At 63.3% G+C, this 26624-nt stretch carries 21 protein-coding genes and 1 pseudogene; 9 read left to right on the forward strand and 13 right to left on the reverse strand.

Annotated features, from left to right (window positions below; all coding sequences use genetic code 11):
- Positions 1–138, reverse strand: a 138-nt coding sequence (locus tag G3N94_RS16835) for a hypothetical protein (RefSeq protein WP_205793758.1), incomplete at its 3' end; no start/stop codon positions are given.
- Positions 139–428: 290 nt separating this feature from the next.
- Between G3N94_RS16835 and G3N94_RS16840 the strand changes: the two genes are divergently transcribed.
- From G3N94_RS16840 to G3N94_RS16860, 5 genes are all read left to right on the forward strand, one after another.
- Entirely contained in the window at positions 429–1673 is a 1245-nt protein-coding gene (locus G3N94_RS16840; protein ID WP_205793689.1) for a TetR family transcriptional regulator, read from the forward strand.
- Positions 1674–1946: 273 nt separating this feature from the next.
- A complete protein-coding gene (locus tag G3N94_RS16845; RefSeq protein ID WP_205793691.1) occupies positions 1947–2879 on the forward strand; it encodes an SDR family NAD(P)-dependent oxidoreductase in 933 nt (310 codons plus the stop codon).
- Entirely contained in the window at positions 2872–3408 is a 537-nt protein-coding gene (locus tag G3N94_RS16850; RefSeq protein ID WP_205793693.1) for a MaoC family dehydratase, read from the forward strand. Before G3N94_RS16845 ends, G3N94_RS16850 begins: the two co-directional genes overlap by 8 nt.
- Before the next feature lie 110 nt (positions 3409–3518).
- Complete coding sequence (locus G3N94_RS16855) at positions 3519–5342, forward strand: acyl-CoA dehydrogenase (RefSeq protein WP_205793695.1); 1824 nt, start codon at positions 3519–3521, stop codon at positions 5340–5342.
- Between the two features lie 55 nt (positions 5343–5397).
- Positions 5398–6582, forward strand: coding sequence for an acetyl-CoA C-acyltransferase (locus G3N94_RS16860; protein ID WP_205793697.1), 1185 nt, complete (start codon positions 5398–5400; stop codon positions 6580–6582).
- Positions 6583–6597: 15 nt separating this feature from the next.
- Here G3N94_RS16860 and G3N94_RS16865 read toward each other — a convergent pair whose 3' ends face one another.
- From G3N94_RS16865 to G3N94_RS16905, 9 genes are all read right to left on the reverse strand, one after another.
- On the reverse strand, positions 6598–7029 hold the full coding sequence (locus tag G3N94_RS16865; protein ID WP_205793699.1) for a biopolymer transporter ExbD: 432 nt from the start codon (positions 7027–7029) through the stop codon (positions 6598–6600).
- 16 nt (positions 7030–7045) lie between these two features.
- Entirely contained in the window at positions 7046–7471 is a 426-nt protein-coding gene (locus G3N94_RS16870; protein ID WP_205793701.1) for a biopolymer transporter ExbD, read from the reverse strand.
- Between the two features lie 12 nt (positions 7472–7483).
- A complete protein-coding gene (locus tag G3N94_RS16875; protein WP_205793703.1) occupies positions 7484–8401 on the reverse strand; it encodes a MotA/TolQ/ExbB proton channel family protein in 918 nt (305 codons plus the stop codon).
- Positions 8402–8469: 68 nt separating this feature from the next.
- On the reverse strand, positions 8470–9117 hold the full coding sequence (locus G3N94_RS16880) for an energy transducer TonB (protein WP_241021902.1): 648 nt from the start codon (positions 9115–9117) through the stop codon (positions 8470–8472).
- 58 nt (positions 9118–9175) lie between these two features.
- A complete protein-coding gene (locus G3N94_RS16885; protein WP_241021903.1) occupies positions 9176–11425 on the reverse strand; it encodes a TonB-dependent receptor in 2250 nt (749 codons plus the stop codon).
- A 449-nt stretch (positions 11426–11874) separates the two neighbouring features.
- Positions 11875–13224, reverse strand: coding sequence for an MFS transporter (locus G3N94_RS16890; protein ID WP_205793709.1), 1350 nt, complete (start codon positions 13222–13224; stop codon positions 11875–11877).
- Between the two features lie 92 nt (positions 13225–13316).
- Complete coding sequence (locus G3N94_RS16895; RefSeq protein ID WP_205793711.1) at positions 13317–14792, reverse strand: M81 family metallopeptidase; 1476 nt, start codon at positions 14790–14792, stop codon at positions 13317–13319.
- 44 nt (positions 14793–14836) lie between these two features.
- Positions 14837–16084, reverse strand: coding sequence for an amidohydrolase family protein (locus G3N94_RS16900; protein ID WP_205793713.1), 1248 nt, complete (start codon positions 16082–16084; stop codon positions 14837–14839).
- A gap of 108 nt (positions 16085–16192) precedes the next feature.
- Positions 16193–17641: a serine hydrolase domain-containing protein gene (locus G3N94_RS16905; RefSeq protein WP_205793714.1), complete on the reverse strand. Its 1449-nt coding sequence runs from the start codon at positions 17639–17641 to the stop codon at positions 16193–16195.
- Positions 17642–17970: 329 nt separating this feature from the next.
- On the opposite strand from G3N94_RS16905, the gene G3N94_RS16910 reads away from it, so the two are divergent.
- Positions 17971–19149 carry an alpha/beta hydrolase gene (locus G3N94_RS16910; protein ID WP_205793716.1) on the forward strand — a complete coding sequence of 393 codons (1179 nt, stop codon included), beginning with the start codon at positions 17971–17973 and terminating at the stop codon, positions 19147–19149.
- A gap of 10 nt (positions 19150–19159) precedes the next feature.
- On the opposite strand, the gene G3N94_RS16915 is transcribed toward G3N94_RS16910, so the two are convergent.
- Positions 19160–20224 carry an AraC family transcriptional regulator gene (locus G3N94_RS16915; protein ID WP_205793718.1) on the reverse strand — a complete coding sequence of 355 codons (1065 nt, stop codon included), beginning with the start codon at positions 20222–20224 and terminating at the stop codon, positions 19160–19162.
- Positions 20225–20492: 268 nt separating this feature from the next.
- On the opposite strand from G3N94_RS16915, the pseudogene G3N94_RS16920 reads away from it, so the two are divergent.
- Positions 20493–20657: pseudogene (locus tag G3N94_RS16920) on the forward strand (IS21 family transposase); the annotation flags it as partial.
- Between the two features lie 457 nt (positions 20658–21114).
- On the opposite strand, the gene G3N94_RS16925 reads toward G3N94_RS16920, so the two are convergent.
- Both G3N94_RS16925 and G3N94_RS16930 read right to left on the reverse strand, forming a co-directional pair.
- Complete coding sequence (locus G3N94_RS16925) at positions 21115–22209, reverse strand: potassium channel family protein (RefSeq protein ID WP_205793720.1); 1095 nt, start codon at positions 22207–22209, stop codon at positions 21115–21117.
- Positions 22210–22284: 75 nt separating this feature from the next.
- A complete protein-coding gene (locus G3N94_RS16930) occupies positions 22285–23613 on the reverse strand; it encodes an FAD-binding oxidoreductase (protein WP_205793722.1) in 1329 nt (442 codons plus the stop codon).
- A 232-nt stretch (positions 23614–23845) separates the two neighbouring features.
- Here G3N94_RS16930 and G3N94_RS16935 point away from each other — a divergent pair, with 232 nt between their 5' ends.
- Positions 23846–24700, forward strand: a complete 855-nt coding sequence (locus G3N94_RS16935) for a helix-turn-helix domain-containing protein (protein ID WP_205793723.1) — start codon at positions 23846–23848, stop codon at positions 24698–24700.
- 176 nt (positions 24701–24876) lie between these two features.
- On the forward strand, positions 24877–26544 hold the full coding sequence (locus G3N94_RS16940) for an ATP-binding domain-containing protein (RefSeq protein WP_205793725.1): 1668 nt from the start codon (positions 24877–24879) through the stop codon (positions 26542–26544).
- Positions 26545–26624 lie beyond the last annotated feature (80 nt).

The following is a 26624-nucleotide window of genomic DNA, read 5'->3' on the forward strand; positions in this document are numbered from 1 at the left end:
GTTCGCGCCTGTGCCTGCGCCGCTTTGCACGGCCACCGCAAACCCCAGCTTGATCAGTTTCTCGACCACGTCAGGCACGGTCGCTACGCGCCGCTCCTGAGTGGCTGTCTCCAGAGGAACGCCAATCCGTAATGTCATATCGTGATCTGTCAGTAGTGGCCGTCGCAACGAGTTCTGGCCTGCGTTTCAAGTTACCAACTTCCATCATGTACGAGCGTGCTCAGCGAGCAGCTGAGCACGCTCGTCACCGATTTCACAACCGGCCCGTCCTTCAACTGATACGAACTACGAAACATGGAGAGTGCCAGAGTCTTCCCGAAATTCATATCTTGAATCGATGCTCGACCCCGCATACGTCGGACGGAGCCCTCCCTGTGCCCGGACTTTTGGCAAAATGGCACATCTGTGAACCAGGACATTGACACCACATGCTTCCCAAAGCGGAATCTGGACGACAACCCAAGCAACACCGCTCGCACGTGACACGGGAGCGTATCGCCCACGCCACCATTGAACTGCTGGGCGAAATCGGCGAGGCGGGTCTGACGCATCGCGACGTCGCAGCACGCGCACAGGTCTCGCTTGCGACCACGACCTACCACTATGCATCGAAATTCGATCTGATCGAACATGCGTCTTCGGTACTCCTCGATGACTACGTGACCCGCTTTCGCGGCTTCGTCTCGCGGCAGGCAGCACTTACGTCGGGTCGCACCGCGTTCGATCGGTTTCTGGTCGACCTGTTACGCAATGCTGTCGGACGGGAGCGGCTGCGATCGATTGCCTGGTGCGAAATCATGCTCATTTCCGCTCGCAATGACAGCTCCCGAACGCTGGCGACCGCCTGGTATGCAAAGCTCAGGGAAATCTGGACCGATATTGCCGCGCTTCTCGGTGCAGACAGCGAGCCGCTTTCCGTCCAGGTAACGATCGACCAGATCATCGGCTTGCTGTTCATCATCCTGTCGCTGGGCCTGACCCCGGATGAGGTTTCAGCCTGTTTTTCAACCGGTCTGGACATACCCGCCACCGCACCGTCGCTCGATGCCTCCCCCGCGCCGGAAGAGGCCACCAAACGCAGCAAAGGCCGCGAGACCCGCGAGCATTTGCTGGATGCGGCCATCCGGCTGATGGCTTCGCACGGTGCCGGCGCCGTGACGGGGCGCTCCGTCGCGTCGAAAGCCGGCGTCGCCCCGGCCGTCCCGTCGTACTACTTCAAGCCCGTCAGTACGCTGATCCATGCGGCGCGCGAACGTCTCTACGAAGCCGCAAAGATGCGCTACCGTGAAAGCGCAAGCGGAATCGATCTCGCAACCGCATCGCTGGATCAAATTGCCGACCTGACCACGGCGACCCTTACCAGGGAGGTCACGCAGTTCAGCGACTTCAACCTGGCAACGCTTGCGGTCGAAGTGGAAGCCGCGCGACAGCCGACGCTCAGACCCATGGTCGGTCAATGGGTCAGCGACCGGAGCCGCGCCTGGCATCGGCTGCTCGCCAGGTTCAATGACGACGCTTCGACAGCAAACGGGCTCCTGATTGTCAGCCTCTTCACCGGCATGCAAATACGCTTGCTGGCAACGGGCGCAGGGGTCGCGGCACTCAGCGAGCTTCGACCCGCGTTCATGGTGGCGTTCGACATGCTGGGGTACGCAAGGCAGCCCGTCAAGTAAAATTGTACAAGTGATCGAAAAACAATTGACTCGGTTCAACCTGCCTCATATCATGGGATGACTGCTCCTTAATGATGAGTAGTTTTACGGCATTTGGCACACATCAAATTTGTACAAATGTCTACTTTTTGAACGGATCTGCAACACGGAATCGTCAGGACCATCTCGCGGATGGCGACTTCTTGCGGTGCCGCGATCAATCGCGCACCGCGCCCTGGATCCCGCCGCGCACGTTCACAGGCCACGACAAAACCATCACCAACGAGACAACCCATGAAAATTGACCTGACCAATCGCGTTGCGATCGTGACCGGCGCCGGTGCCGGTCTCGGGCGTGAGCATGCTCTGTTGCTTGCGCGTCTGGGCGCAAAAGTCGTTGTGAACGATCTGGGTAGCGATGTGAACGGTCGAGGCGGCTCCGCCACCGCCGCACAGAGAGTCGTTGATGAAATCGTCGCCGCCGGTGGCGAAGCGATTGCGAACAGCGCATCGGTGACCGATGCCGAACAGGTTCAGCAAATGGTCGATCAAGCTCTTTCGCAGTGGGGGCACGTCGACATTCTGGTGAACAATGCCGGCATCCTGCGAGACAAGAGCTTCAGCAAGATGACGCTCGATGACTTTCGTGCGGTGATCGAAGTTCACTTGATGGGATCGGTGAACTGCACCAAGGCCGTGTGGGACGTGATGCGAGAACAGCAGTATGGTCGCATCGTGATGACGACATCATCGTCGGGGCTGTATGGCAATTTCGGGCAATCGAACTACGGTGCCGCAAAGATGGCGCTGGTTGGCCTGATGCAAACCCTGGCCATCGAAGGCGAGCGCTACAACATTCGCGTGAACTGCCTTGCTCCAACGGCCGGCACACGCATGCTCGAGGGCTTGATGTCTGCCGACGTCCTCGACGCGCTGTCACCAGCCTCCGTCAGCCCTGGGGTCGCGCTACTTGCGAGCGAAGCGGCGCCTACCCGGATGGTGTTGTGCGCCGGCGCGGGCAGCTTCGAGGCGGCACATATCACGTTGACGCCTGGCATCCATCTCGGGACCGGCGAGCAAGTGCCTCACCAGCTTGCTCAACGTCTCGACGAAGTGGCAAACCGAAGCGGCGAGACTGTTCCGACGTCGGGCGTTGCCCAAGGCGATCTCGAATTGAAGAAGGCCCGCATCGTGGTTGCGAACGCCGAGGGGCATTCCCATGCATGACGCGTCCAGTACGACTTCAGGCAAGCCTGACGGCAATCCGGACGGCCGCACGACTGACAGCCATCACAATGCGGGCGCCCCGCTCACACTGTCCCAGCTATCGGCACTGATCGACAAAGAACTTGGCGAATCCGAATGGTTCGCCATTGATCAACCTTCGATCAATGCATTTGCCGACGTCACCGGTGATTGGCAGTCGATTCACGTTGACGAGGAGCTCGCGCGCGTGGGGCCGTTCGGCGGCACGATCGCGCACGGGTTTCTCACGCTTTCATTGCTTTCCGCGATGGCTTTCAACGTTCTCCCGACGCTCGACGGGCAACAGAATTCCGTCAATTATGGATTAAACAGCGTGCGTTTCATTACCCCGGTGCGCAGTGGGGAACGCGTTCGTGGACGCTTCACGTTGAAGCAGGTCACGCAGCGAAGCATCACGAGCATTCAGCTGACCATCGGTGTCGTCGTGGAAATCGAAGATCATCAAAAGCCCGCACTTGTGGCGGAGTGGCTGACACTGATCAACACGTAACATCCAGCGAATCTTCCGGGATCCATTGTCTTTATTTGTCTGGATTCCTGAATTATTCACCTGCTTCGCGACACTCGTGAAGGTCGCGGCACATTCATCAATTCGATTCCATGACTAGCGAACTCACCCTCTCCCGCCGCGACCTGGAGTTCATCCTTTTCGACTGGCTTCAAGTCGAATCGCTGGCTCGTCGCCCCCGGTTTGCCGGCCAGGACCGATTCGACTACACCTCCGTGCTGGATGTGTACGAATCCCTCGCCACCGACCTTTTCGCGCCGCATAACAAGAAGAACGACAGCAACGAGCCTTCATTCGATGGTGAACGCGTCACCATCAACCCGGAGGTGGGTGTCGCATTGCGCGCATTTGCAGACGCCGGTCTGGTCAGTGCCGCGTTCCCCGCCGAGTGGAACGGCATGAGCCTGCCGAACACCGTGGAGCGCGCCGGTATGGCCTACTTGCTTGCCGCAAACCCGGGAACGGCAGGCTACCCGTTCCTCACCATTGCCAACGCAAACCTGCTGATTGCGCACGGCGAACGGGAGCGCGTGGAGCCCTACGTCAAGGCCATGTCGGAAGGCCGATGTTTTGGCACGATGTGCCTGTCGGAGCCACAAGCCGGGTCGAGTCTTGCCGATATTCGCACGCGTGCGGTCCCCAGTGGCGATGGTCGCTACCGTCTGTTCGGCAACAAGATGTGGATCTCCGGTGGAGATCATGAGATTTCGGAGAACATCGTCCACCTGGTGCTGGCAAAAATCCCCGATGAGAACGGCCAGCTTCCTCCGGGGGTTCAGGGCATATCGCTGTTCACCGTTCCGCGCAAGTTGATCGGCGCAGACGGACTGCCTGGTGAGCGAAATGATGTCGTACTCGCCGGCATCAATCACAAGATGGGTTACCGCGGCACCGTGAACTGCGTGCTGAACTTCGGCGAGGGCCGCTTCCGTCCGGAAGGCGAAGCGGGTGCCATTGGTGAAATCGTTGGCGAGCCCGGCAAAGGGCTGGCCTACATGTTCCACATGATGAACGAGGCGCGCATCTCGGTCGGCCTCGGCGCCGCCGCGATTGGCTATACAGGCTATCTGCACGCGCTCGATTATGCGAAAACGCGCCTGCAGGGGCGGACACGTAGCGAACGATCGCCAACCTCTCCGCAGGCGCCGATCATTCGTCATGCCGATGTCCGGCGCATGCTGCTCGCGCAGAAGGCTTATGTGTCCGGGGCACTCGCGTTGTGTCTGTACGCGTCGCGTCTCAGCGACGATATCCACTCGCTCGAGGGCACCCACACCCGCGAAGAGGCGCAGTGCCTGCTCGATCTGCTCACACCCATTGTCAAGAGCTGGTCGTCCCAATGGGGTCTCGTCGCCAACGATCTCGCCATTCAGGTTCACGGCGGTTATGGGTACACGCGCGAGTACAACGTCGAGCAGTTCTATCGTGACAACCGGCTCAACCCGATACACGAAGGCACATTCGGCATTCAGGCGCTCGACCTGCTTGGCCGAAAGACACGTGTGAACGGAAGTGCGGCCATGACTGCTCTCGACAGGAAAATCTCCAGCACGGTGTCCAGAGCGCGGTCGACCGCCTCGCTGCAACGTCACGCCAGTACGCTCGAATGTGCGTGGGAGCGAATCCGAATCGTAACGAGCAAATTGCACCGGCTCGATGACCCTGAGCTCCAACTGGCGAATGCGGCCACCTATCTTGAAGCATTCGGCCATGTCGTCGTCGGCTGGCTTTGGCTCGATCAGGCGATCGTCGCGGACACGCTTGTGAACGGCCCGACCGGAAGCGACTTCCATCGCGGCAAGCTCGCTGCCTGCGACTACTTCTTCGGATGGGAAATGCCCAAAGTGGCCGGATGGCTTGCCGTGCTCAATCCGGTAGAGACAACCCCACTGAACATGCCGGAGCAGTGGTTCTGAACACTACGTTCCGATTCCATTCCATAGCTAGCACCCAATTTCCTGAGGACACACCATGACTGACGCCGTCATCGTTTCCACCGCACGCACGCCGATCGGCAAAGCGTACCGCGGGGCATTCAACGCAACGCACTCGCCCACCCTCATTGGCCACGCAATCCGGCATGCTGTCCTGCGCGCGGGCATCGAGCCCGATCGTATTGAAGATGCCGTGATCGGATCGGTGCTCAACGCCGGAACGGCCAGCCTCAACGTTGCCCGCAACGGTGTCCTGGCGGCTGGCTTGCCCAATTCGGTCGCCGCGCAAACGCTCGATCGGCAGTGTGCATCCGGTCTGATGGCAATCGCGACTGCCGCCAAACAGATCATGTACGACGGGATGGAGGTTGTCGTCGCTGGCGGCCAGGAAAACATCTCTGCCGTACAGACCCGTTATTTCGAGTGGATGCGCACCGAACAGGATCCCAACGTGCTGGCCGCGCAACCGTCCGCATACATGTCGATGCTCGAGACTGCCGAGTTCGTTTCCCGCAAGTACGGGATCTCCCGAGAAGTACAGGATCAGTACGCGCTCGAATCGCAGCGTCGCACGGCTGCCGCACAGGCGGAAGGTCGCTTCTCGGACGAGATCGTCCCGATCACCACGCAGATGCTGGTGGTCGACAAAGCCACCGGCCAAACGTCACCGAAGGAAATCACGCTCGCGCAGGATGAAGGGAATCGCCCCGGCACGACGCTCGAATCGCTCGGCGCCCTCGCGCCGGTAGTCGACGGCGGCGTCGTGACGGCCGGCAACGCGAGCCAGCTTTCGGATGGCGCCAGCGCCTGCGTCCTGATGAATGGAAAAACCGCACAGCAGCTCGGTGTGACGCCTCTTGGCATCTATCGTGGCATGACCGTCGTCGGCAACGCGCCCGAAGAGATGGGCATCGGCCCCATCTACGCGATCCCCAAGCTGCTGAAGCTTCACGGACTGAAGGTGGAAGATATCGGGCTGTGGGAGCTTAACGAGGCATTTGCCTGTCAGGTTCTGTACTGCCGCGACAAGCTTGGAATCGATCCGGCCAAATACAACGTCAACGGTGGCGCCATTTCGATCGGTCATCCGTACGGGATGACCGGTTCACGCCTGGTTGGCCACGCACTGATCGAAGGCAAACGGCGCGGTGTTCGCTACGTCGTTGTATCGATGTGCGTGGGTGGCGGAATGGGCGCAGCCGGCTTGTTCGAAGTGGCCTGACTCTCTACCGCATATCTACTGCATATACTGCTCGTTGCCGATCAGCCCGATCTTCGTTGCGCCCACGCGCTGCGCCGAAGCCATCACGGCGGCAACGTCCCGGTACGGCGTGCTCCGGTCGGGACGCAGATGGATTTCGGCCTGGAGCGGCTCGGCCGCCACTTGAGCGAGCCTCGCTTCGAGCGCGGCTTTGTCCGGCACGGCCGCACCGTTCCATGTGGTCACGCCATCGGCGCCGATATCGATCTGCACCACTTCCGGCTGCGTGATCTGCGGTGGCGGATTGCCCACCGGCAGGTTCATCTTGACCGAGTGCATCTGGATCGGAATAGTAATAATCAGCATGATCAGCAACACCAGCATCACGTCGATCAACGGCGTGGTATTGATGTCGACCATCACGTCCGGCTCGCCGCCGGAACCGCCCGACGATACGTTCATTCCCATGATCTGCTCCTCCCGGCTACCCGCCGCGCGCCGGCGGCTCAGTGATGAATGAGACCTTGTCGATACCGGCCCGCTCGCAGGCAGCGATCACGCGCCCGATAAACTCGTAGCGCGTGCTCTGATCGCCGCGCACATGCACTTCCGGTTGCGGCGTCTGAACCGACACGGCCTTCAAACGCGCCAGCAGCGCGGGTCCGTCAACCAGGCTCTCGCCCCAGAAGAAGTCGCCGTTGCGATTGACCGCGATCTCGATGCTCTTCGGCTGGGCCTGCAAGGGCTGCACGGTTTCTTTCGGCAAATCCAGCGGCACGGTGTGCGTCACCACCGGAATGGTGATCAGAAAGATGATCAGCAACACCAGCATCACGTCGACGAGCGGCGTGGTATTGATACTGGAAATGACTTCGTCGTCATCCTCGCCTTGCCTCACGTTCATCGCCATGGCCTGCTCCGCTCAGTCGACCAGCGATGCAACGCGCACACCGTTGCGCGCCGGCCGCTTGCCGCCGGCCAGCACCACCACGTGCAACTGCGCGCCAAAGGCCCGGACACGCTCCATCACCGCCTTGTTGCGACGCACGAGGAAGTTGTAGCCGAGCACGGCGGGAACCGCGACCGCGAGGCCGATGGCCGTCATGATCAGCGCCTCGCCCACCGGCCCGGCAACTTTGTCGATGGACGCCTGGCCCGCCACGCCGATTGCCGTCAGCGCGTGATAGATACCCCATACCGTGCCGAACAGGCCGACGAACGGTGCGGTCGAGCCAACCGTGCCAAGGAACGCAAGGCCGTCCTGCAGGCGGTTCGACACGCTGGTAATCGCGCGTTCGACCGACACGTCGATCCACGTATTGCGGTCGACCGCTTCGAGCAGCGCTTCGTCGTGGTGCTCGCCTGCCTCGATCGCCGTTTCGGCAATGAAGCGAAACGGCGACGTCGCCTCCAGTTGCTGTGTGCCCTCCACAAGCGACGGTGCGCTCCACAACTGCTCGTCGGCGCGTTTCGCGCGGCGGTTGGCGCGCATTTGCTCGAAGAACTTGGTAACCATGATGTACCAGCTGCCCATCGACATCACCACCAGAAGAATCAGCACGAAGCGCGCAACGAAATCGCCGCCCGCCCACAGCGCGCCCAGACCGTACGGATTAGCAACACTAGCCGAGGTGGCGGGCGCCGGCGGCGGAACCGGACGATCGACGGCCGGCGCCGCCGTTTGCGGCGTGGCCTTGGCCGCAGCCGACGCCGATAACGCCACGTTCGCCACGGCGGCGCTGGCCTGCGCATGCGCGGCGAGCGGAGCGCCGAGCGTGCTCACCGCGGCGGCGGTCATCATCATGCTGGCCGCGAGTGCGGCAATAGAATGCTTCTTCATGTCTACTCCATTGAACGATCAAAGTCCCTGCTCGAATCCACGATTGCGGATCCCGTCTGGCGCCCCGGTCAATTCAGATTGAACGAGAACGGAACCTGCACACGAACAGCCTGCTCCTGCGAAATGCAACTGAACCGCCTGACCGCGTTAAGCGCGGCGCGATCCAGAATAGGGTCGGCCGACTGCACGACCCGCTCATCCGAAATGTGGCCTTGCGCATCGACGACGAACTCGATCAGGACGTTGCCCGTGATGTTGTTTTCCAGCGCCTCGCGTGGATAGCGCAGCGAAGCGCGCACCTGATCGGAGTTCGGGCACACCACACCCACCTCATGGCTTGGCGCCTTCACCGCCACCGGAGCGGGCGGCGCCTGCACGACAGGCGCCGACACCACCGGCGCCGGCTGGTGCGCGATGGTTTGCTGCGCCGCCTGCACCGGCACTTCCGGCGGCGGCACGAACGGCCGCGGCGGCGGTGCAAGCTTGGGCGGCGTCAACTTGGCGACCGGCAGCGGCGGGGGCGGTGGCGGCGGTTTCACCGGGACGATGATCCGGGCCTCGATCGGATGTTGAATGACCTCCACCACCCGGGTGGCAAGACCGTTGAGCAGCGCGTAGATCACCACCACGTGCAACAGCAGCACGACCGCGATACCGCCAAAGCGGCGCACGGGACTGCCCTGCGGCTGCCCGAACTGGCGCGGCTGTCCCGCCATTCTTGTTTGCGATGCCAGATGGCCAGGCATATGTATTCCCCTCGAATCGGCTCGGGCGTTAGAACGGCGCGCTCAGTTGCACACCGATCGTGCGCGGCTGGATGACGGATGCCCAGACGGTTCCGCCCAACGGTACGTACGCCGTATTGGCGGACAGCAGACCATCGCGATTGAACAGGTTCCTGACGAACAGCGACAGGCTTGCGTACTTCAGGTCCACGCCGAACTGCAAATCCGTCACGGCGTAGGCCGGCAGGATGAAGTCAGGTGCGCCGGTCGCGCCGGCGAAGCTCGAATGGCGTTCGCCCACGAAGCGTTCGCTCACCGTTGCGGAGGCCGGATAAGGGCCCATCTGGAAACGCCGGGTCGCGGCCAGCGCCGCGGAAAACTTCGCCGTATTCGGCAGCAGATCGCCAGCCTTCGAGCCGACGCTCGGAGTGCCTTCGGTCAGATAGGCGTCGATTGCGGACAGCGAAGCCGTGAACGACCAGGCCGGTGTCGGACGAAATGCGCCTGACAGCTCCATGCCCTTGATGCGAGCGTCGCCTGCATTGATGAGTTGGGCGATGCCGTCGACTGCGCCGTACTGCTGAATATTGCGCCATTCGATGTCGTACGCGGAAAGCGCCACCGACAGGCGGTTGTCCAGCAGATCGGCCTTATAGCCGATTTCGTAGTTCCACAAGGTATCGGGCTGGTAGGTCGGATTGCCCGCAATCAGCTGCCCTGTCACGGCACTGACCGCCTTGCTGTTGGGGCCGCCGGGCCGATAGCCGCTCGCAATGCGCGCATACACATTGCTCGTTGGCGTCAGCTTGTAGCTGGCCGTAAACATGTAGGTCTTGCTCGTGTCGGCCGACGATCCCGGCGCGGAGAAAGGAACCGGCACCAGCAAGCCACCCGTGTCCTGACGAAAGTCCTGGCTGTTGTGAGCAATCCGCATCCCCGCGGTCAACGCAATGCGCGAGTTCAGGTTGTAGGTAAGGTCTCCGTATGCGGCTACCTCCTGGTAGCTTCCCGCATAACCGGCAGTCTCCAACTCGAAGGACGGCGCGCCGCCAAGGCCCGTTGCCCGGTACACCTGCATGGTGTTGCTGTGTTCATGGTCGTAATACAAGCCTGCAACCCATTCCAGCTTCTGGTTGCCCGGCGAGGTCAAGCGGAACTCCTGAGTCACCTTGTTAGTGCTGACGTTGGACGAAGCCGATACCGCGCTGACGTCGAACCCGCGGGCCGCGAGAATGGGACCGTAGAAGGGCGTGAAGTCGAGCTTGGAGGCAGTCCGAAGCGACTGGTACGCCGAGATCGAGTTAAAGCGCGCCCATCCAAAATCGTATTCGGCGTTGGCGGTATAGAACTGGTTGCTCTGGTGATACGGCTCGGGCGAATCGAGGTTCTTTGTCAGCGCGCCAAAGACCGGCTGGCCGTTCATTCCGTAGTCCACAAAATTCTGGCCGTCGCTATTGATGTTCTGCACGGTAGCGGTAAAGCGGAATGTGAGCTTGCGGGTGGGCGTCAGGAGCACCGACGCGCGCATTCCGGTCGTATCGTTTTCGTTGATGCGGCTTCCCGCATCCGCGCCTACGGCATCGATAAAGCCCGCGCTGTGGGTATTGAACGCGGATATCCGTACCGCGGCGACATCGGACTTCAGCGGCACATTCAGCACCGCGTTGGTCGTGTTGTTGAGTCCGCCGTGCCACGTCGACGAAAAAGTGGTTCCCACCTGTCCGGAGAAGTACTCTGTATCAGGCTGATTGGTGACGTATTTCAGCAGCCCACCCATCGCGCCCGCACCGTACAAGGTGCCTTGCGGCCCGAACAGGATCTCGATGTGGTTCAGATCGAGCAGCCCCATGTCGAATGCGAGTGCCGCGCCGCCCCCCGACACCGTGTTCGAACCCAAAGGTGTGTCGTCCACATACACGCCCACGGTCGGCCCGACATCGGTGCCCGCCGTCACGCCGCGCATCGAGATCGTGCCCTGACCCGGTCCACCCCCGCTGTTGAAACCAACGCCGGGCTCTGAAGACAGGTAGTCGCTCAGATTGGTCGCCCCTGACTTCTGCAGACTCTCGCTGGACAAGGTATCGACTTTCATCGGCACCTCGCGTGCCGGTTCACGACGCCGGTTAGCGGTCACCTCAACCGAATTGAGCGTGACGGCGTTTGACCCGCTGCGCTTGCCCGCAGCCGCGGCGGGTGCTTGCGCGGCGTTCGCCGCAGGCGATACGGTCTGCGTGTCGGTCCCTGGCGCGGAAGGCGCCGTCTGCGCCGCCACCTCCGCTGTCGTGAGGAACAATTTCATGACCGAGACGGCAACCAGCGTGCGTCCAAGAAAAATCGGTCCCGGTATGGCACGGCCCCTCTTGCTTCCCATCTGTATGTCCCCTTCCCTTCCGGTCGAAAAATGTGAATGTGCTTATTCATCTCCCGGACGACGCGATAGCCGGACTGCCGGCCAACTGCTCCTTCGCAAGCGCCCGCTCAACTGACACCAAGGTAAGCATCCAAATTGCGCGGCGCTTTTGCGGATCGCCGAAAAACATTGGCCACCGTCTTTGGATTTTTTGTGGTCCAGGGGAACGGCGCGCAGGCATGCCGCGGCCCAGGCCGCGAGCCCGTTTGGCAGGTTTTTACGGGGGATCGCGACAGACAAACGTGTCGCATTGCTGACGAAAGCGCGAATACCGGAGCGAAATCTCCGGTACGAGCGCAGCAGACGGGCAGTGTATGGATCGCCGCCGGGATGGCGTACTAAAGCGCCTGCGCGCGTGTTTCGCAACCCGGCTCGGGCCGGGTCCGGAAGGCGCGCAAAACGAGGCTAAGCAGAATCACGCTGGCCAACGCAGCGGGAATGCCGAGCCAGGCAATCCCCTTGATCAGCGCGTAGGCCGACCCATGCAGCGCGTCGGAAATCGTACCCACCGCGGGAACGGACACCGCCTGGAAGAAATACGTGATCAGGGATGAGGTCCCGATGACTCGCCCGCGCAAATGCGGCGGAGCGATATCCTGAAGCAGCGTAGGCGTGAGCGCGGCTCCGGCGATATACGCCGCGATGATGCCGATCATGCCGGCCAGCAACATCGCCGACGTCGTGACAAGCGACAGGCACAGAAGCAATATCGCCGCGAGCAGCGCCATCCAACGCCCGATCACCACAGGCAGCATTTGCCCATAGCGCGCCCGCAGGAACCGTGCGCCAAGCGCACTCGCCAACAGGCCGATCGCGGAGCCGCCGCCGACCGCAATGCCGCTATAGAGCCCGGATTTCGCCAGGTCCACGTGGAAATCGCGAATCAGCGAAACCGGAGCCCAGCCGAGAATGCCGCCCACATAGAAGGCCGACAAAGCGTAGCCCACCAGCAGACAGGTCAGCATGGTCCCGGAACGCCGCCAGAACTGGGTCAGCGTTTCCGGCGGAGCATGCGCGGCGTGCGCCGTGGCGCCGCCGCGAGGCGGATGGCCAACCAGCGCGAACAGTCCCGCAATGACGGGGCCAGGAACCGCGACAATAAAAAACGCCAGCCGCCATGGCTCAATCGACAACGTGTGCGCCAGCGGCGCGGCCAGACTGAAGATAGCGCCGGCACCGGCAATGCCGAGTCCCGCACCGAACAGCGCGACCGCAAAAAAGATCGTGTTCGCCGCGGTGCGAAGCCGCGGCGGAAACAGATCCGGAAGCAGGCTATAGACGACCGGGCCCAATCCGGCCTCGCCCACAGCAAGTGTCAGCGTGCAGAGAAACAGCATCCAGCCTTGCGTGACCAGACCACACATCGCCGTGCCGCCGCTCCACACCAGGATGCATATCACCAGCAGCCAGCGGCGGTCAAAGCGGTCCGCCAGCCATCCGAGCAAAGGTGACGCCACCGCGCTGAAAAGAATCGGACCGAATCCCACGATCACGCCAAGCCCGGTGTCGCTTAACTGGAAGTCCCGCTTCAAGGGCTCGACGGCCAGCGTCAGCATTTGCCGGTCGGTGATGCCGAGGATGGCAATCAGCGCGAGAATAACCAGCGCAAACCACGCGCGCGACATGGATGGCGACTGGACGGCTGGGCCGGCCCCGGCTGGGTGATTCGTCCCCTGACGATTTTTCATGCTCGGCTCACTTATGCTGGATCGTCCTCGAGACGGATTGCCGCCAGGTGGATCGGTTTCCCGGTTGCGCGGCTGGACACGGCTAGACACTGCTACAGGGCAGCCTCGTCGAACGGCCACATTGGCCGCGTCAACTTTGCGTAGTCCTGTGGTTTGAAATCGAGGTTCAACGAACCCGGCGTTTCGCAGTAGTACACCGCCCGGGCCAACGGTCCGAATAGCGCGAGGAAATGCTGGCTCGACTTCACCACCACGATGTCGCACTGTGTCAGGTCGACGCCAAGATCGGTGAAGCAACTGGTGCTGTAGGTCTGCTGCCGCGTCGAATTCACCACCACCAGAATGCCGTCGATATCCAGCAACACCGTGAGTCCGAGCGTCGCCCCGGGGAATTTGATCTGGTCGGCATGCTGCGACAAACCATCTGCCACGGCTACGACTTTCGCCACGACATCGAGCGGCTGCCCCGCGCGCGAACTGGTCTTGCCGCCCAGCCGCAGGCTCACCGTCGCCCCAACGCCCGCGTCGCGGGCAAAGGTCGCGGCGATCGGGTCCCAGATCATGCCGAGAGCGACGTTGCGCAAGCCCCGCTCAAGCAGGCCTTCAAGGATGAACGTCGAATCCGAACCTGCGCCGCCGCCGGGATTGTCGGCCACGTCGGCGATCACAAAGGGGCGTCCGGCTGTTTCCTGCGGCGCGGCCTCGATCTGGTCGAGAATGCCGGGCAGCGGCTGCCGCAGCGCAAACGTCTCATCGCGCACGGCGGCAAAGCGCTGCGCCAGTTCCCGCGCATGCAGGCGCGCCGCTTCGGGCGCGCCGTCGCTCACGATCAGCACGCCGGCGCAGGTATCGGCGATATCGGACCACGGAAAGCCATGAATCAGCGACACCGTCAGGATGCCATCGCGCCCCTCGCGGTCCATGGCGTCCTGGTTGACCTCGGCCATGCGGGGCTCCGTGGTATAGAACATGCCGAGCATCGGGATGCGCTCGAAATGCATCACCGGTCTGATTTCCTTGCGCACCGCGCGCTCGGCAAGGTTGATCAGATCGAGCGCGCGCTCTTCGAAATCGACATGGGGATAGTGCCGGCAGGCCAGCAGGATGTCGCAGTTCTCCGTCATCGCCGAAGTAACGTTGGCATGCAAATCGAGTTCGACGCCGATCACCACCTCAGGGCCGACGATCGCACGGGTCTTCGCCAGCAAATCGCCTTCGCAATCGTCGTACCCTTGGGCAATCTGCGCGCCATGCAGCAGATAGAGCACCATGTCGACCGGCTGCGCCGCTGACAGGCCGGCGAGAATTTCGTCGCGCAAACTCTCGTAGCCGGCCTTCGAGCACGGCGCACCAGGTTCGGCGAACGCAAAGAGCGACGCGCTGACTTCGTGACCGCGCGCCTGTGCTTCGCGCACGAAAGTGCCATAGGCGAGAAGGTCTTTGGCCTTTTCGTCGGGTATGCCATTCGCCGGCCGGTACAACGAAGTCCCCTCGAACGAATACCGGCTGGTCGGGATCGGCGAGAAGCTGTTGGTCTCGTGCACGAGCGCCGCAACAAAGATACGCATGGTCGTTCCTGATCGGTTAAAAATCGAATGTCGATAGCGCGCGGCTACAGCGCGCGCTTATGAAAGCGTCCCGCATGCATGATGACCGGCAGGCGCTCGCCGCCCTTGGCCAGCACCGAGATATCCGCCAATGGATTGCCGTCCACGACCAGCAGGTCGGCATGAGCGCCGGCGCGGATGCAGCCGAGGCGGCCCTCCTGGTTGAGCAACTGCGCGTTCACCGTGCAGGCCGAGCGGAGAATCTCGAGCGCCGGCAGCACCTGCGCGCGCAGCGCGAACTCGCCGGACTGGAGCTCGTTCATGCTGCCCATCAGATCGGTGCCGAAGCCCATCTTGACGCCCGCCCGATGCATGATCTGCAGCCCCGTCATCGCCGCCGCGATAACCCGCTCCAGCTTGGCGAAATTGGCCTCTGGAAGACCCAGCAGCTTGCCCCGCTCGTGCAACGCGTACTGGACCGCCATGGTCGGCACCACGAATGCGCCGCGCTCGGCCACGAGTGCGGCGGTTGCCTCGTCGATCATCGTGGCGTGCTCGATCGAGCGCACGCCGAGCTCGACGCAACGGCGAATCGCAGCCGTGGGGTGACAATGTGCAGCGACGTATTTGCCCGCGCGAACGGCCTCGTCCACCGCCGCGCGGACTTCGTCATCCGCGTACTGGCAATACTCGATCGGATCGGTGGGAGACATCACACCACCGGAAGCCATGATCTTGATGTGCGAAGCACCGCGTCTGAGTTCCTCGCGAACCGCCTTGCGCATTGCGTCGACGCCATCGACAATCACCGCGAGCGCGTCCATGTGGCACGCGCAACCGCACATCGCGTCGGCCGCATTCAGATCGTGATCGCCCGGCCGCATGTCGCCGTGACCGCCGGTTTGACTGATCACGCGCCCGCCGTAGAACAGCCTCGGCCCTTGCAGCAGCCCTTCCTGCAAGGCGGTGGCGAGCCCGACGTCGCCACCGCCCACGTCGCGCAGCGTGGTGAAGCCACGGTCCAGACAGCCGCGCAGGAAATTCGTCGCACGGTGCGCCAGGTAGGTGCCCGGCCGCTTGACCAGTCTGGCGATGTCGAGACCCGCGCCATAGACATGAACATGCGCATCGATCAAACCCGGCATCAGCACCTGGCCGGCGCAATCGATCACGTCGGTGTCGCCTGAAACAGTCAACGGGGACGCCGAGACTTCCTGAATCGAATCGTTGACGACCAGCACGTCGCAATTATTGAGCAACGTGCTCGACCAACCGTCGAATACGTTAGCATGACGAAATAGTGTTTTTGCCATAAAGATAGATGGTTTGAAGTCGCTCGACGGTTAGCGTGGCCGCTTGGCTTGACCAGATAACCGGCGGACTGCCCGCAAGCGCCTGACAGCGAGGCATTGCCAGTCGCGTCAAGCCGAACCGCGCATATAGCGCAACCGTGTCTGCACCGCATCAGGACGGCTGCCATTTCCGCTAAAGGAAATCAGCCCCAGCCGGCCGCTGATACCGCATAACTGCGCGTCATTCGCGCCCGCCGGCGCGAACAGACCATCGGCAACAGGGACCAGATCGAGGACGAACGTCGAACCGCCGTCGAAAGCGAACCGGGTATCGGCCTTGTCGAACGCTTCCCCGGTGCTCGGCCAGACCATGGTCCGATGAAACTCTTCGTCCATGTGCGCCCAGAAGGCTCGCGCCGAGAGCCGGTCGTCCTGCGCGTCGATCTGCAGGCACAGGGGAAAGTGGCGATAGGTGCCTGCGTAGCGCGACGGGAGATCGCTCAATGGCGCGCGGACGAACGGGCTAACGGCCTCGTGGCCCAGATGCGCCAGAACCGTCAGCAATACCCGATCGTGCAGGGCATTCGCGCCCGGGCCCGTGCCGGCGCTCACTACAACCAGATCGAGCTCCGGACAAACCGCGAAGCTGCTGGTCGTGCCAAGCGTCGTGCCGCCGTGCCAGAACACGGTCACGCCGCTGACCGGCACCTTCCACCAGCCCAAGCCGATCGGCGGAACGTTCGGCGTCTTCATGTCGAACGTCACCGTCTGCATGGCGGCGATCAGCTCGGACGACAAGACCCGTTGGCCTTCGATCGAGCGGCCGCCGGCAAGATGCGCGCGTCCGTACGCGAGCAGGTCCTTAACGGTGGAAATCGGCGTGGAGCCGGCTCCGGCCAGCGAAGCCGGCAACATGAACGAATGGCTGGCCTGCAGCCTGCCGCTCGCGGCATGAGCAAACGCGCCCACCGCGTGATGATGCAGAACCGCCTGCTCGACCGAGGTACACGACTGAAGCATCCCGCAGGGGTGAAACAGTTCTTCTTCGAGCGCCTTGTTGAAGTGCTTGCCCGACAGCACTTCGATCAGCCGCGCGGCGACCACGAAACCGGCGTTCGAGTAGTGAATCGCGTCCCCGGCTGCAAACAGCGTTCCGAAGCCGGACAGACGCGCCACATAGTCTCTCGTCGCAGCGGGCCCGTATTCGGCCATCGGGCTGAAGCTATCCGCGTCGATGCCATTGGTGTGATTGAGAAGCTGCCGCACGCTCAGACGCTCCGCGGCGCCGGACTCGCACAGCCGGAACTCCGGCAGATGCGCGACCACCCGATCGTCGAGGCTGATCTTGCCGGCCTCGACATAGCGCAGCAGCAGATGGGTGGTCAGCACCTTGGTCACCGAGCCGATCTGGAAACGCGTATCGACGGTCATCGGCGCGCCGGTGTTCAGGTTCGCGATGCCGCGCGCCAGTTCGATCTGTTGACCCTGGTGGTGAACTCCGGCGACATAGCCCGCCACGGCAGCGCCCTCCACCGCTTTCTCGAGCAATTCGTCAAGCCGGTCCTTCAGGATTTGCATAGCCATTTTCCTTGGGTAAAGACAGGACGTCGCCGTCCGCGGTGCCAGCGGTATATCCCGGCGGCACCCTGTCAATGTAATGGCGTTTGCGAAATGATCCTTTTGCCGTCGGCCAAAGCGCTTTCGCATGCGTCCACCGTTGCCCCTCGCTGGCAAGGCCGAACACCTGACTCCGGAAATCCGCGATAGTCTCCCGGCTGCGCGCAAAAGCACAATGCCACCGGAACCGCTATGTTCTCAAACCTGTGGCGGGTCGATGAGACGACTCATTGCTACGGCCGTTGATGCACTTCATCGCCCGGATCACCCTATAGAACAGAGGAGTTTAAATGCGGAAATTGATCCCGTCGTTCCTAAGCCGTGACTGGGCAGGCCTGCCCATTGCGCTCGTGATCGGGCTTGCGGGCGGCGCTTGCCTCCATGCCGGCTGGCAGCGGTCCGGCTATGGGTTGCTGGGCGTGGGTATCGTGCTGGCGATCGGCTCGCTCTATCACCTGGCCTACATGGCCCGGGTTCGCGCCGCCTGCCCGCCTCCCGGCAAGCTGATCGACATTGGCGGCTACCGTCTGCACGTGCTCGCCGAAGGCAAGGCCACGACACTCCCCACGGTCGTCTGGATGCCCGGCGTTCATGCGGGCGGGCTGGCGCTGCATCACTTGCACCGCGCGCTGCGTGAACAGACCCGCTCGATCCTGATCGATCGGGCCGGGACCGGTTGGAGCGATGCCGGCCCGTTTCCGCGCAGTACCGCGCAAGAAGCGGACGAAGTGATTTCGGCGCTGCTGCGCTCGGGCGAGACGGGCCCGTACGTCCTCGTCGGCCATTCGTTCGGCGGCCTGCTGGTGGCCAACATCGCCCGCCGGCGTCCCGAACTGGCGTGCGGCCTGGTGCTGCTGGACGCGACGCATTTCGACTTCTTCAATTACGCGCCGCCGCAAATCCGCCCGACTATCATGACGACACTCGGGAATCTCAACGGGATGCTGCACCTGTTCGGTTTGCACGCCGACGCCTTCGAGGTGCTGGGACGCCTGAAGTCCGACGTCAGGCAGACGCTCGATCTGATAAAGCGGCACCTGGGCGAAGCCACTTCGATGGGTTTCAAGAAAATCGAATTGAGCTCGCGCCCGGGTTTCAGTTCCGCTTCGATCCTGTCTGAACTAAGCATCGAGGGTTGCGCGCGAGCGGGCTTCGATGCGCTAGTCCACGACGGCGAATTGGGCGCGTTGCCGGTCTTCGTGGTGACACCGCAGGACGCCTCCGAAATGCGGCCGGCGGACCGGGCCGCCGCACTCAAGCTGCGCAGGAGCACGGGGCTGGACGAAGCGGGGTTCGAACGATACATGGAAATGGTCACCGCGGTTCGCAGGCGCTACCTGGCCACCTCGTCCCGTTCGGAACACGTCTTTGCGCCGGCCGGCGCCGGGCATAATTTCCCCTACGAATCTCCGGAGTTCGTCGCGCAGGTGGTAAGCAGAATGTTGCACACCGCTGCCCGCGCCAGCTGAACGACCGGTCTCAGCCGGCCGTCGGCAACTTGCCGGCTGCTCCGCGCGAACGCAGCGCCCGCGGCGACACGCCAAACCGTTTCTGGATCGCGACGGAAAAGCTGCTGGGGTGGTTATAGCCGACCGCGTAGGCCACGTCCGTGATCGGCACACCCGGCTCGCTCAGCAAGCGCAGTGCGTGCTGCATGCGCAGTTCATGCGTGTACTCGTAGACGCTCTTGCCGAGCAGCGCGCGGAACCCGGCACACAGACTGCTGCGGCTCAGGCCGACCTGGCGCGACAACGTATCGAGCGGCGGCGGCGAGATGAAGTGCTCCTGCAGGATGACCTGCGCCTTGCATACCGCGCGCCGCGTCATCCGGCTCAAATCGCCACGGAGTGCATCGTCGTCTGCGTTGCCGGCGAAACCATGCAAGGATTCGATTGCGCGGGCAACGATCTCCAGGCTTCTCGCATGGAGATAAATCGAGCGGCTGCGTCCGTCGAGCGAGCAATCGGAGACGTCTCTCAGGCACTCCAGCAGATCCGGCGGAATGGGCGCCGAATGAATGAAACTTTCGCGCAGCGTGCCCTCGGCGAAGTGCCGCATGGGAGCGGGCAGGCTCGCCTCCGCGCCGGCATAGAGCGCACGCAGGGAATTCAGGTGCACATAGATGTTCGTCACCTCGTGACGCCCCTGCTCGACCACCTCGCCCGGCGGCATGCCATCAGGCTCGGCCACCATGGTAAGCGAAGGACCCTCGAGGTTCACTTGCCGGCCGGCGACTGTGTAAGACCCCATGCCACGGCGGCCTAAGCGTATGCGCAAGGTATTGCGCCCGCTGGTGCGCCTGCGGACCACGCGTGCGAAGTTGACGTCGACGGAGGCCATCCAGCAGGCCGGCGATTGCGCATGAAACTCCGTCCACCCGTCTGCATAAGCGTTCGTATACTCGACCCGATAGTGATGACCGCTGCCGATCTGCTGAATCGCGGCGCACGGAAAATCCGGTACGGAAACATCACCGGGCGGAATCATCAAATCGTTACTCAACGTGTCGTAGTCGAGGTACGGCGAATATAGATTCTGCAGCATGGATGCAGGACTCCGGTAGCGGCCTCCCGCCCGTCCAGGGAGGCAGACTCAGGGTTCGCGTTGTCGTCAGAAACCTCCTTTTATATCAAGACAGAAGTTCCGTCAGGAAGATGTGTTTACCCGTGCGGCAAACCGGCAAATCACGCTTTCGATATGCGTGAATCAACGTGATCCGGCTGCGTTGCGGGAATCAGATATCCCAAAGCAGCAAGGCTGCTGCATGGCACATACAGTTGTTCGGATTCGCTGGTTCGGCAGCCTGTGCGACGCGCTGGAGTTCATTGGCGGCGTGCCGGAGCTGCTGGTGCCCGACAACCCAAAGGCGCTGATCGCGCGGCCCGACCGTTACGAACCCGGACTGGGCACGACCACGCAGGACTTCGTGAACCACTACGGCACTGCGATGCTGCCGGCGCGTCCGCGCAAACCGCAGGCCAAATAGTAAAACCGGCCCTGGTAACAGCAATTCGATACCATCGGAAAGGGCCACGAACCTTGACCAAAACCTGGCCAAGTTAAGCAGAAATAGTCCCCAAAAGGACGGGAAGTTCAGCTCGTTAATGGAAGGCCACCACCGCAAGCCGTTGATTTAACTTAACTTTAATTTCCACCGGCTTACGGCGAACAGGAATCGAGATCAGTTTGGCTGCAGGTTTCTCGGCAATAGCAGCCAGCTTCAGTCAACTGCGACACAGCAGAATCCTCAGATAGTACGCAACACGCGGCTGGCATCAATTGCACTCGAACTGCCCTTCTGGCATGGACTGATCTGGATCCACATTGACGCAAATCACCTACATGGCGCCTACACGTCTGGAAAAAATGAAATTCCAAGCAAGCACATAGATACAAACACCTGAAAAATAAGCGTCTTTATAGACATGCAACCATCACACATCCGGATCCGGAATCCGCGCCGACTGAATCACGACCAACGTGTCGCCGGCCTCGATCCGGCACGGCGGATCTTCATAGAACGAATGAATCTTCCCGCAGCGATCGAGCCCGACGACGATCGCGCCCGGCAGCAGGTTCGTCATGCAGCCGATCTCGTGCTTCTGCGCCCGCCGCTCGAGCAGCGTCGCGCGGCCGCGGGTCGACAGCATGTCGTTGACGAACGGCACGATGTAGCGGCTGTGCACCGCGTCCGCGAGCAGCAGCGCGCCGATCTTCGTCGACGACACGATCACGTCCGCGCCCGCCTGGCGCAGCTGCCGCTGATACAGATTCTCCTGGATGCGCACGACGATCTTGGTATCGGGCGCGATGCTGCGCACCGACAGCGTCAGCAGGATCGCGGTCGGATCGTCAGTCACCGAGATGATCACCGCCTTCGCCGCGCGCACCTGCGCCTGCTGCAGCAGGTCCTCGTGCGCGGGATCGCCGAGCAGCCCCGTCACGCCGAGCGAGGTCGCCGCCTCGAGCGCCTGCTGCTGCGCATCGATCACGATCACCGTCGCCGGATCGACGCCGCTCTCGAGCAGCTCGCGCACGGCGATCGAACCGGAGAGACCGTAGCCACATACGACGATGTGATCGGTCAGTTGCTTTTGCAGGCGTTTCATGCGGAATTCCTCGACCACGCGCTGGATCACGAACTGATATGCCGTGCCCAGGAAGATGAACCAGATGCCGATGCGGATCGGCACGATGAAGAACGCATCGATCAGGCGCGCCCGCGCGGTGACGGGCACGATGTCGCCGTAGCCGACCGTCGCGACCGTGACCATCGTGAAATAGACAAGGTCGGCGATGTTCATCGGCGTGCTCTTCGTCGAATCGCGCAGCCCGTCGCGGTCGAGGTACAGCACGAAGAACGCGAGCGCGCACAGGAACACGACAACGCACATCCGGAACAGCAGCGTGCGCCGTGGCGACGTCGCGGGACGCGTGAACAGTGTGCGCGTGCGCGGCGCCTGCCACGGATTGCGGGCGCGCCGCAGACGGGAACGCAATGACCGGCGTTGTGCGGATGGCGAGGCCAACGGGGGATTCTCCTGAAGGATGCGGACTCGATTCTACGATGGGGGCGCGTGCAACGGGCGCATGCCCGGCGCGCGTCACAGCATGCTGCGCGGACGCACCATCGTCCCGTCGGCGAAGCGCGCCGCACGGAACGCGGACAGGTCGAGCGACGGCGCGCCGGTGTCGATCCATTCGGCGAGCAGCCGGCCGACGATCGGCCCCATTGCGAAACCGTGACCGCAAAAGCCCGTCGCGATCGCGAGCCCCGACGGTGTGCCGGGCGCGTCGATCACGGGGATGCCGTCGGGCAGCACGTCGATCAGCCCGGCCCACGCCTCGACGATCTGCGCATCCTTCAGCGCGGGAAAGATCGCCTTCAGCTTCGCGAGCGCGCGCGGCGCATGCGCGCGATTCGGCTGCGGCTGCGGATCGCGCGGCTCGATCGGCCCGGGCCCACCATCGATGCGCGCGAGCACGTCGCGCCACGCCGCACCGTTCAGGTGCAGCCGGAATTTCTCGCGCTGCGACCAGAACTCCGGCCAGAACAGGCTCAGCCCGCGCAGATGGCCGAGCGTCAGGTCGACGTCGGCCTGCATGTCGTCGGCGAGGTTGATTGCGCCGCTCTTGCGCTGGCGGATCCCGAGGCCGTGGCCCCAGATCGTCGATGCAGACACGGGCGGCAACACGTTGGTGCGCATGCAGGTGCCGCGCACCGCCTGCTGCGGCAGCCGGATGCCGACGCCGTCTAGCAGGCGATAACTCGTCGCGCCAGCCGCACAGATCACGCGCGACGTGCGGATCGTGCCGCGCTCGGTGACGACGCCGACCACCGCGCCGCCGGCCGTCTCGATCGCCGTCACGCCGCAGCCTTCGAAGAAGCGCGCGCCTGCTTCCGTCGCGCGCGCGGCGAACGCGGCGGCGACGCGCCGCGGCTCGGCCTGCCCGTCGCTCGCCGTATAGAGTCCGCCCAGCGCCGGCGCGGCGAGTCCGTTCACGTGCTCGTCGATCTGCGCGCGCGTCAGCGTGCGCGTGTCGAGCCCGTGCTCGCGTGCGACATTCAGCCACGCCTGGAACGACGCCCAGTCGGTTTCGTTATCCGCGATATACAGACAGCCGCCCTGACGCCATTCGAGATCGAAACCGAGAGCCTGCTCTAATCCCTCCCAGATCCGGATGCCGGCCATCATCAGTGGCACTTCGGGTGACTCGCGCCCCTGCTGGCGCACGAAGCCCCATGCGCGCGTGGACTGCTGCCCGGCGAGCCGCGACTTGTCGAGCACGACGGCCTTCAGGCCGCGCAGGCCCAGGTAGTACGCGGCTGCGCAACCCATGATGCCGGCGCCCGCGATCACGACGTCCGCGTCGGCGGGAAACGCCGCTTCGACGCGAGTCAGCGTGTCGTAAAGCGGATAAGTTGTCGTCATTGTTTCTTGTTAGTGAGTAATGACCGGAACGCGCGCCGATACACGGTTACGTTGCGAAACACCTTTCACACAATCGCATGTTTTACTACGAGGAACCGATGCCATTTTGCGGTAAAGTTATCTTTTCCGCGCGTGGCCGGTCGGCTCGCCATTGGACGTCACCGAGATCGTCCGCCGATTACGCCGCAAGGCGTCGTTCTGAACGTCATTCGACCCGATCCGCTCCCGTAGCATGACCATTGAAGCAATAACCACGGATTCCCTCGCGGTCGCCGAGCGCGTGCGCGAGCTGATGACCCGCAACGGCATCGGCAAGCGTCAGCAGACCACCGAGCTGTGTCGCATCCTCGACCTCAGTTTTTCCCAGGGCCACCGCAAGCTGCGCGGCAGCAGCCCGTGGACGCTCGCGCAGATCAAGAAAGTCGCCGAAGCGTACGGCGAGCCCGCCGCGCAGCTGTTCGGCGCACAGACGCTCGACCCCGGCATGGTGGGTGCGTATTCGCAGGAAGCCGTGCTGTACGCGGGTGTCGCCGAGATTCCATGCACCGCGTGGATCGGCGCGCCGCTCGAGGCCGGCGCGCGGCCCGAATTCGTCGCGTATGAACAGCACGGCCGCTGGCGCGTGCTGCGCCATACGGGCGTGCTGTACCAGAACGCGTACGACGTGCACAAGATCGAGATCTATCCGCGCCGCGCCGAAAGCGACAAGCTGGTGGTCGCGGTGATCGACCCCGACCGCGTCAGCGCAACCGAACTGTGCCGCTATCTCGAGCGGCAGGGCTTCGCGACGGCCGCGTTCGACGGCCTGACCGCATTCGTCGACGCGCTGCAGGGGCAAGCCTTCGACGCAGTCGTCACCGAATGGCTGTTCGACGACTGCACGGCCGCCACCGCGATCAAGGCGGTGCGCACGTCCGACAATCCGGGCGCGCCGATCTTCGTGCTGACGGGCGACCTGCTCACCGGCCGCGCAAGCGAAGCCGACATCAGCGAAGTGATCCGCGCGTTCGACGTCGTCTGCTACGAAAAACCCGCGCGCATGGCGATTCTCAGCGCGGATCTCGCGAAACGCGTCGCGCGCAGCTGAACGCCGCCGCGCGCCGGCTGAATGGCTGAATGGCCGGTTGGCTGGATAGCCGAATAGGCGAATAGGCGAATAGGCGAATAGCTAGCGCACGCTGCGGCGCCACGGCCGCGAACAGGTTCCTCAGTACAATAGCCGCACCTGTTCACGCCCACCCGGCATCCGCCGCGACCGACGACATGGCCCGCCTGATCCCCGACGACTGGAAAAGCCTCGCCGCCACCGGCGCGGCCGAACGCGAACGCGAAACGCTGGCGGCGCTCGAACACGCGCTGCCGGACGACTACACCGTGTATCACGGCGTCCACTGGACGCGCGCCGAGCACGGCTTCTCCGTGTTCGGCGAAGCGGCTTTCGTGGTGGTCAGCCCGGCCGGGCGCATCCTGCTGATCGAGCAGAAAGCCGGCTTCCTGCGCGAAACGCCGAAGGGACTCGTGAAGGTCTACCTGCAGACCGAGCGCAACGTATCGATCCAGCTTGCACGCACGCAGGAAACGCTGCACCGGCGCCTGACCGCCGCGCTCGGTGCGGGCATGTACGGTGTCGACGCGCTGCTCTACTGTCCCGACTACACGATTCGCCAGGCCGCCATCGCGGGCGTCGCGCCTGAGCGCATCGTCGACGCAACACGCAAGGCGCAGCTCGCACAGGTGATCCAGCAACTGCTGCCGGCCGACGAGCCGCGCGTCGCGAACGCGCCGAAGATCCACCATTTCCTCGCCGACGAGCTCGCGCTGACACCCGATACGAGCGCACTCGTCGGGCAAGCCGGCACGCTCGTCACGCGGCTGTCCGGCGGCCTCGCCGCGTGGGCGCGCCAGCTCGAGTTCACGCCGTTCCGGCTGCGCGTCACGGGCACCGCGGGCTCCGGCAAGACGCAGCTCGCGGTGCAGGCGATGCGCGACGCGATCGCCGCCGGCCGGCGCGTGCTCTACGTGTGCTTCAACCGGCCGCTCGCCGACTATATCGCGCGCATCGCACCGCCCGGCGCGAAGATCGCGAACTACCACCAGCTGTGCGACTGGGTCGCGCGCGACGGCGGCTACACGCCGGACTTCCAGGCACCCGACGCGTTCGAACGGCTCGACGCGCACTTCGCGGCAACGCCGGTGCCGGACCGTTGGCGCTTCGATGTCCTGATCGTCGACGAAGGGCAGGATTTTCATGCGCCGTGGGCCGCGGCGCTGGAGCGCCTGCTCGCGCCGGACGGCGCGTGGTGGTGGCTCGAGGATCCGCTGCAGAACCTGTACATGCGCGAGCCGGTCGCACTGCCGGGCTGGGTCACGCTGAAGGCGCTCACCAACTATCGCAGCCCGCGCGACCTGCTCGAATTCGTGCGGGACATCGTCGGCCGCGTCGAGCCGCTGGCCGCCGAGCTGCGCTCGGGCAGCCCGTTCGACGGTTCGGATCCCGCCGTATCGGCGTATGGCGAAGACGGCACGTCGGGCGCCGCGCTCGCCGACGCGTGCATCGACGCGACCAAGCGCGCGATCACGCACGCGCTGTCGCTCGGGTTCCGCAAGCAGGATATCGCGGTGCTGTCGTACCGCGGACGCGAAGGCTCGGTGCTCGCGCCGCTCGACCAGCTCGGCCCGCACCGGATCAAAAGCTTCACCGGCAAGTACGATCTGTTCGGCAATCCCGAGTACCGCGAAGGCGACGTGCTGCTCGACTCGATCTATCGCTTCAAGGGCCAGTCGGCGCCGTGCGTGATCCTCACCGAAGTCGATTTCGATGTGCTCGACGCGCGCGCGGCACGCAAGCTGTTCGTCGGCGCGACGCGCGCGACGATGAACCTGCTGCTCGTCGCGTCGTCACGTGCGGCTGTGCAACTGACGGCCGCCTAGCGTACCCTCAGGCACCGTCAAGCACCCTCAAGGACCTTCAGCTACGCCCAGCCACGGCCGGGCGTGCGGCTGATCAGGCT

Source organism: Burkholderia sp. Ac-20353 (assembly GCF_017104785.1).
GTDB lineage: Bacteria > Pseudomonadota > Gammaproteobacteria > Burkholderiales > Burkholderiaceae > Burkholderia.

Bases quoted from the DNA above. Each gene is read 5' to 3' on its own strand.
- G3N94_RS16840 (WP_205793689.1), top strand. From the start codon at position 429: ATGCTTCCCAAAGCGGAATCTGGACGACAACCCAAGCAACACCGCTCG.
- G3N94_RS16845 (WP_205793691.1), top strand. From the start codon at position 1,947: ATGAAAATTGACCTGACCAATCGCGTTGCGATCGTGACCGGCGCCGGT.
- G3N94_RS16850 (WP_205793693.1), top strand. From the start codon at position 2,872: ATGCATGACGCGTCCAGTACGACTTCAGGCAAGCCTGACGGCAATCCG.
- G3N94_RS16855 (WP_205793695.1), top strand. From the start codon at position 3,519: ATGACTAGCGAACTCACCCTCTCCCGCCGCGACCTGGAGTTCATCCTT.
- G3N94_RS16860 (WP_205793697.1), top strand. From the start codon at position 5,398: ATGACTGACGCCGTCATCGTTTCCACCGCACGCACGCCGATCGGCAAA.
- G3N94_RS16865 (WP_205793699.1), bottom strand. From the start codon at position 7,029: ATGGGAATGAACGTATCGTCGGGCGGTTCCGGCGGCGAGCCGGACGTG.
- G3N94_RS16870 (WP_205793701.1), bottom strand. From the start codon at position 7,471: ATGGCGATGAACGTGAGGCAAGGCGAGGATGACGACGAAGTCATTTCC.
- G3N94_RS16875 (WP_205793703.1), bottom strand. From the start codon at position 8,401: ATGAAGAAGCATTCTATTGCCGCACTCGCGGCCAGCATGATGATGACC.
- G3N94_RS16880 (WP_241021902.1), bottom strand. From the start codon at position 9,117: ATGGCGGGACAGCCGCGCCAGTTCGGGCAGCCGCAGGGCAGTCCCGTG.
- G3N94_RS16885 (WP_241021903.1), bottom strand. From the start codon at position 11,425: ATGAAATTGTTCCTCACGACAGCGGAGGTGGCGGCGCAGACGGCGCCT.
- G3N94_RS16890 (WP_205793709.1), bottom strand. From the start codon at position 13,224: ATGAAAAATCGTCAGGGGACGAATCACCCAGCCGGGGCCGGCCCAGCC.
- G3N94_RS16895 (WP_205793711.1), bottom strand. From the start codon at position 14,792: ATGCGTATCTTTGTTGCGGCGCTCGTGCACGAGACCAACAGCTTCTCG.
- G3N94_RS16900 (WP_205793713.1), bottom strand. From the start codon at position 16,084: ATGGCAAAAACACTATTTCGTCATGCTAACGTATTCGACGGTTGGTCG.
- G3N94_RS16905 (WP_205793714.1), bottom strand. From the start codon at position 17,641: ATGCAAATCCTGAAGGACCGGCTTGACGAATTGCTCGAGAAAGCGGTG.
- G3N94_RS16910 (WP_205793716.1), top strand. From the start codon at position 17,971: ATGCGGAAATTGATCCCGTCGTTCCTAAGCCGTGACTGGGCAGGCCTG.
- G3N94_RS16915 (WP_205793718.1), bottom strand. From the start codon at position 20,224: ATGCTGCAGAATCTATATTCGCCGTACCTCGACTACGACACGTTGAGT.
- G3N94_RS16930 (WP_205793722.1), bottom strand. From the start codon at position 23,613: ATGACGACAACTTATCCGCTTTACGACACGCTGACTCGCGTCGAAGCG.
- G3N94_RS16935 (WP_205793723.1), top strand. From the start codon at position 23,846: ATGACCATTGAAGCAATAACCACGGATTCCCTCGCGGTCGCCGAGCGC.
- G3N94_RS16940 (WP_205793725.1), top strand. From the start codon at position 24,877: ATGGCCCGCCTGATCCCCGACGACTGGAAAAGCCTCGCCGCCACCGGC.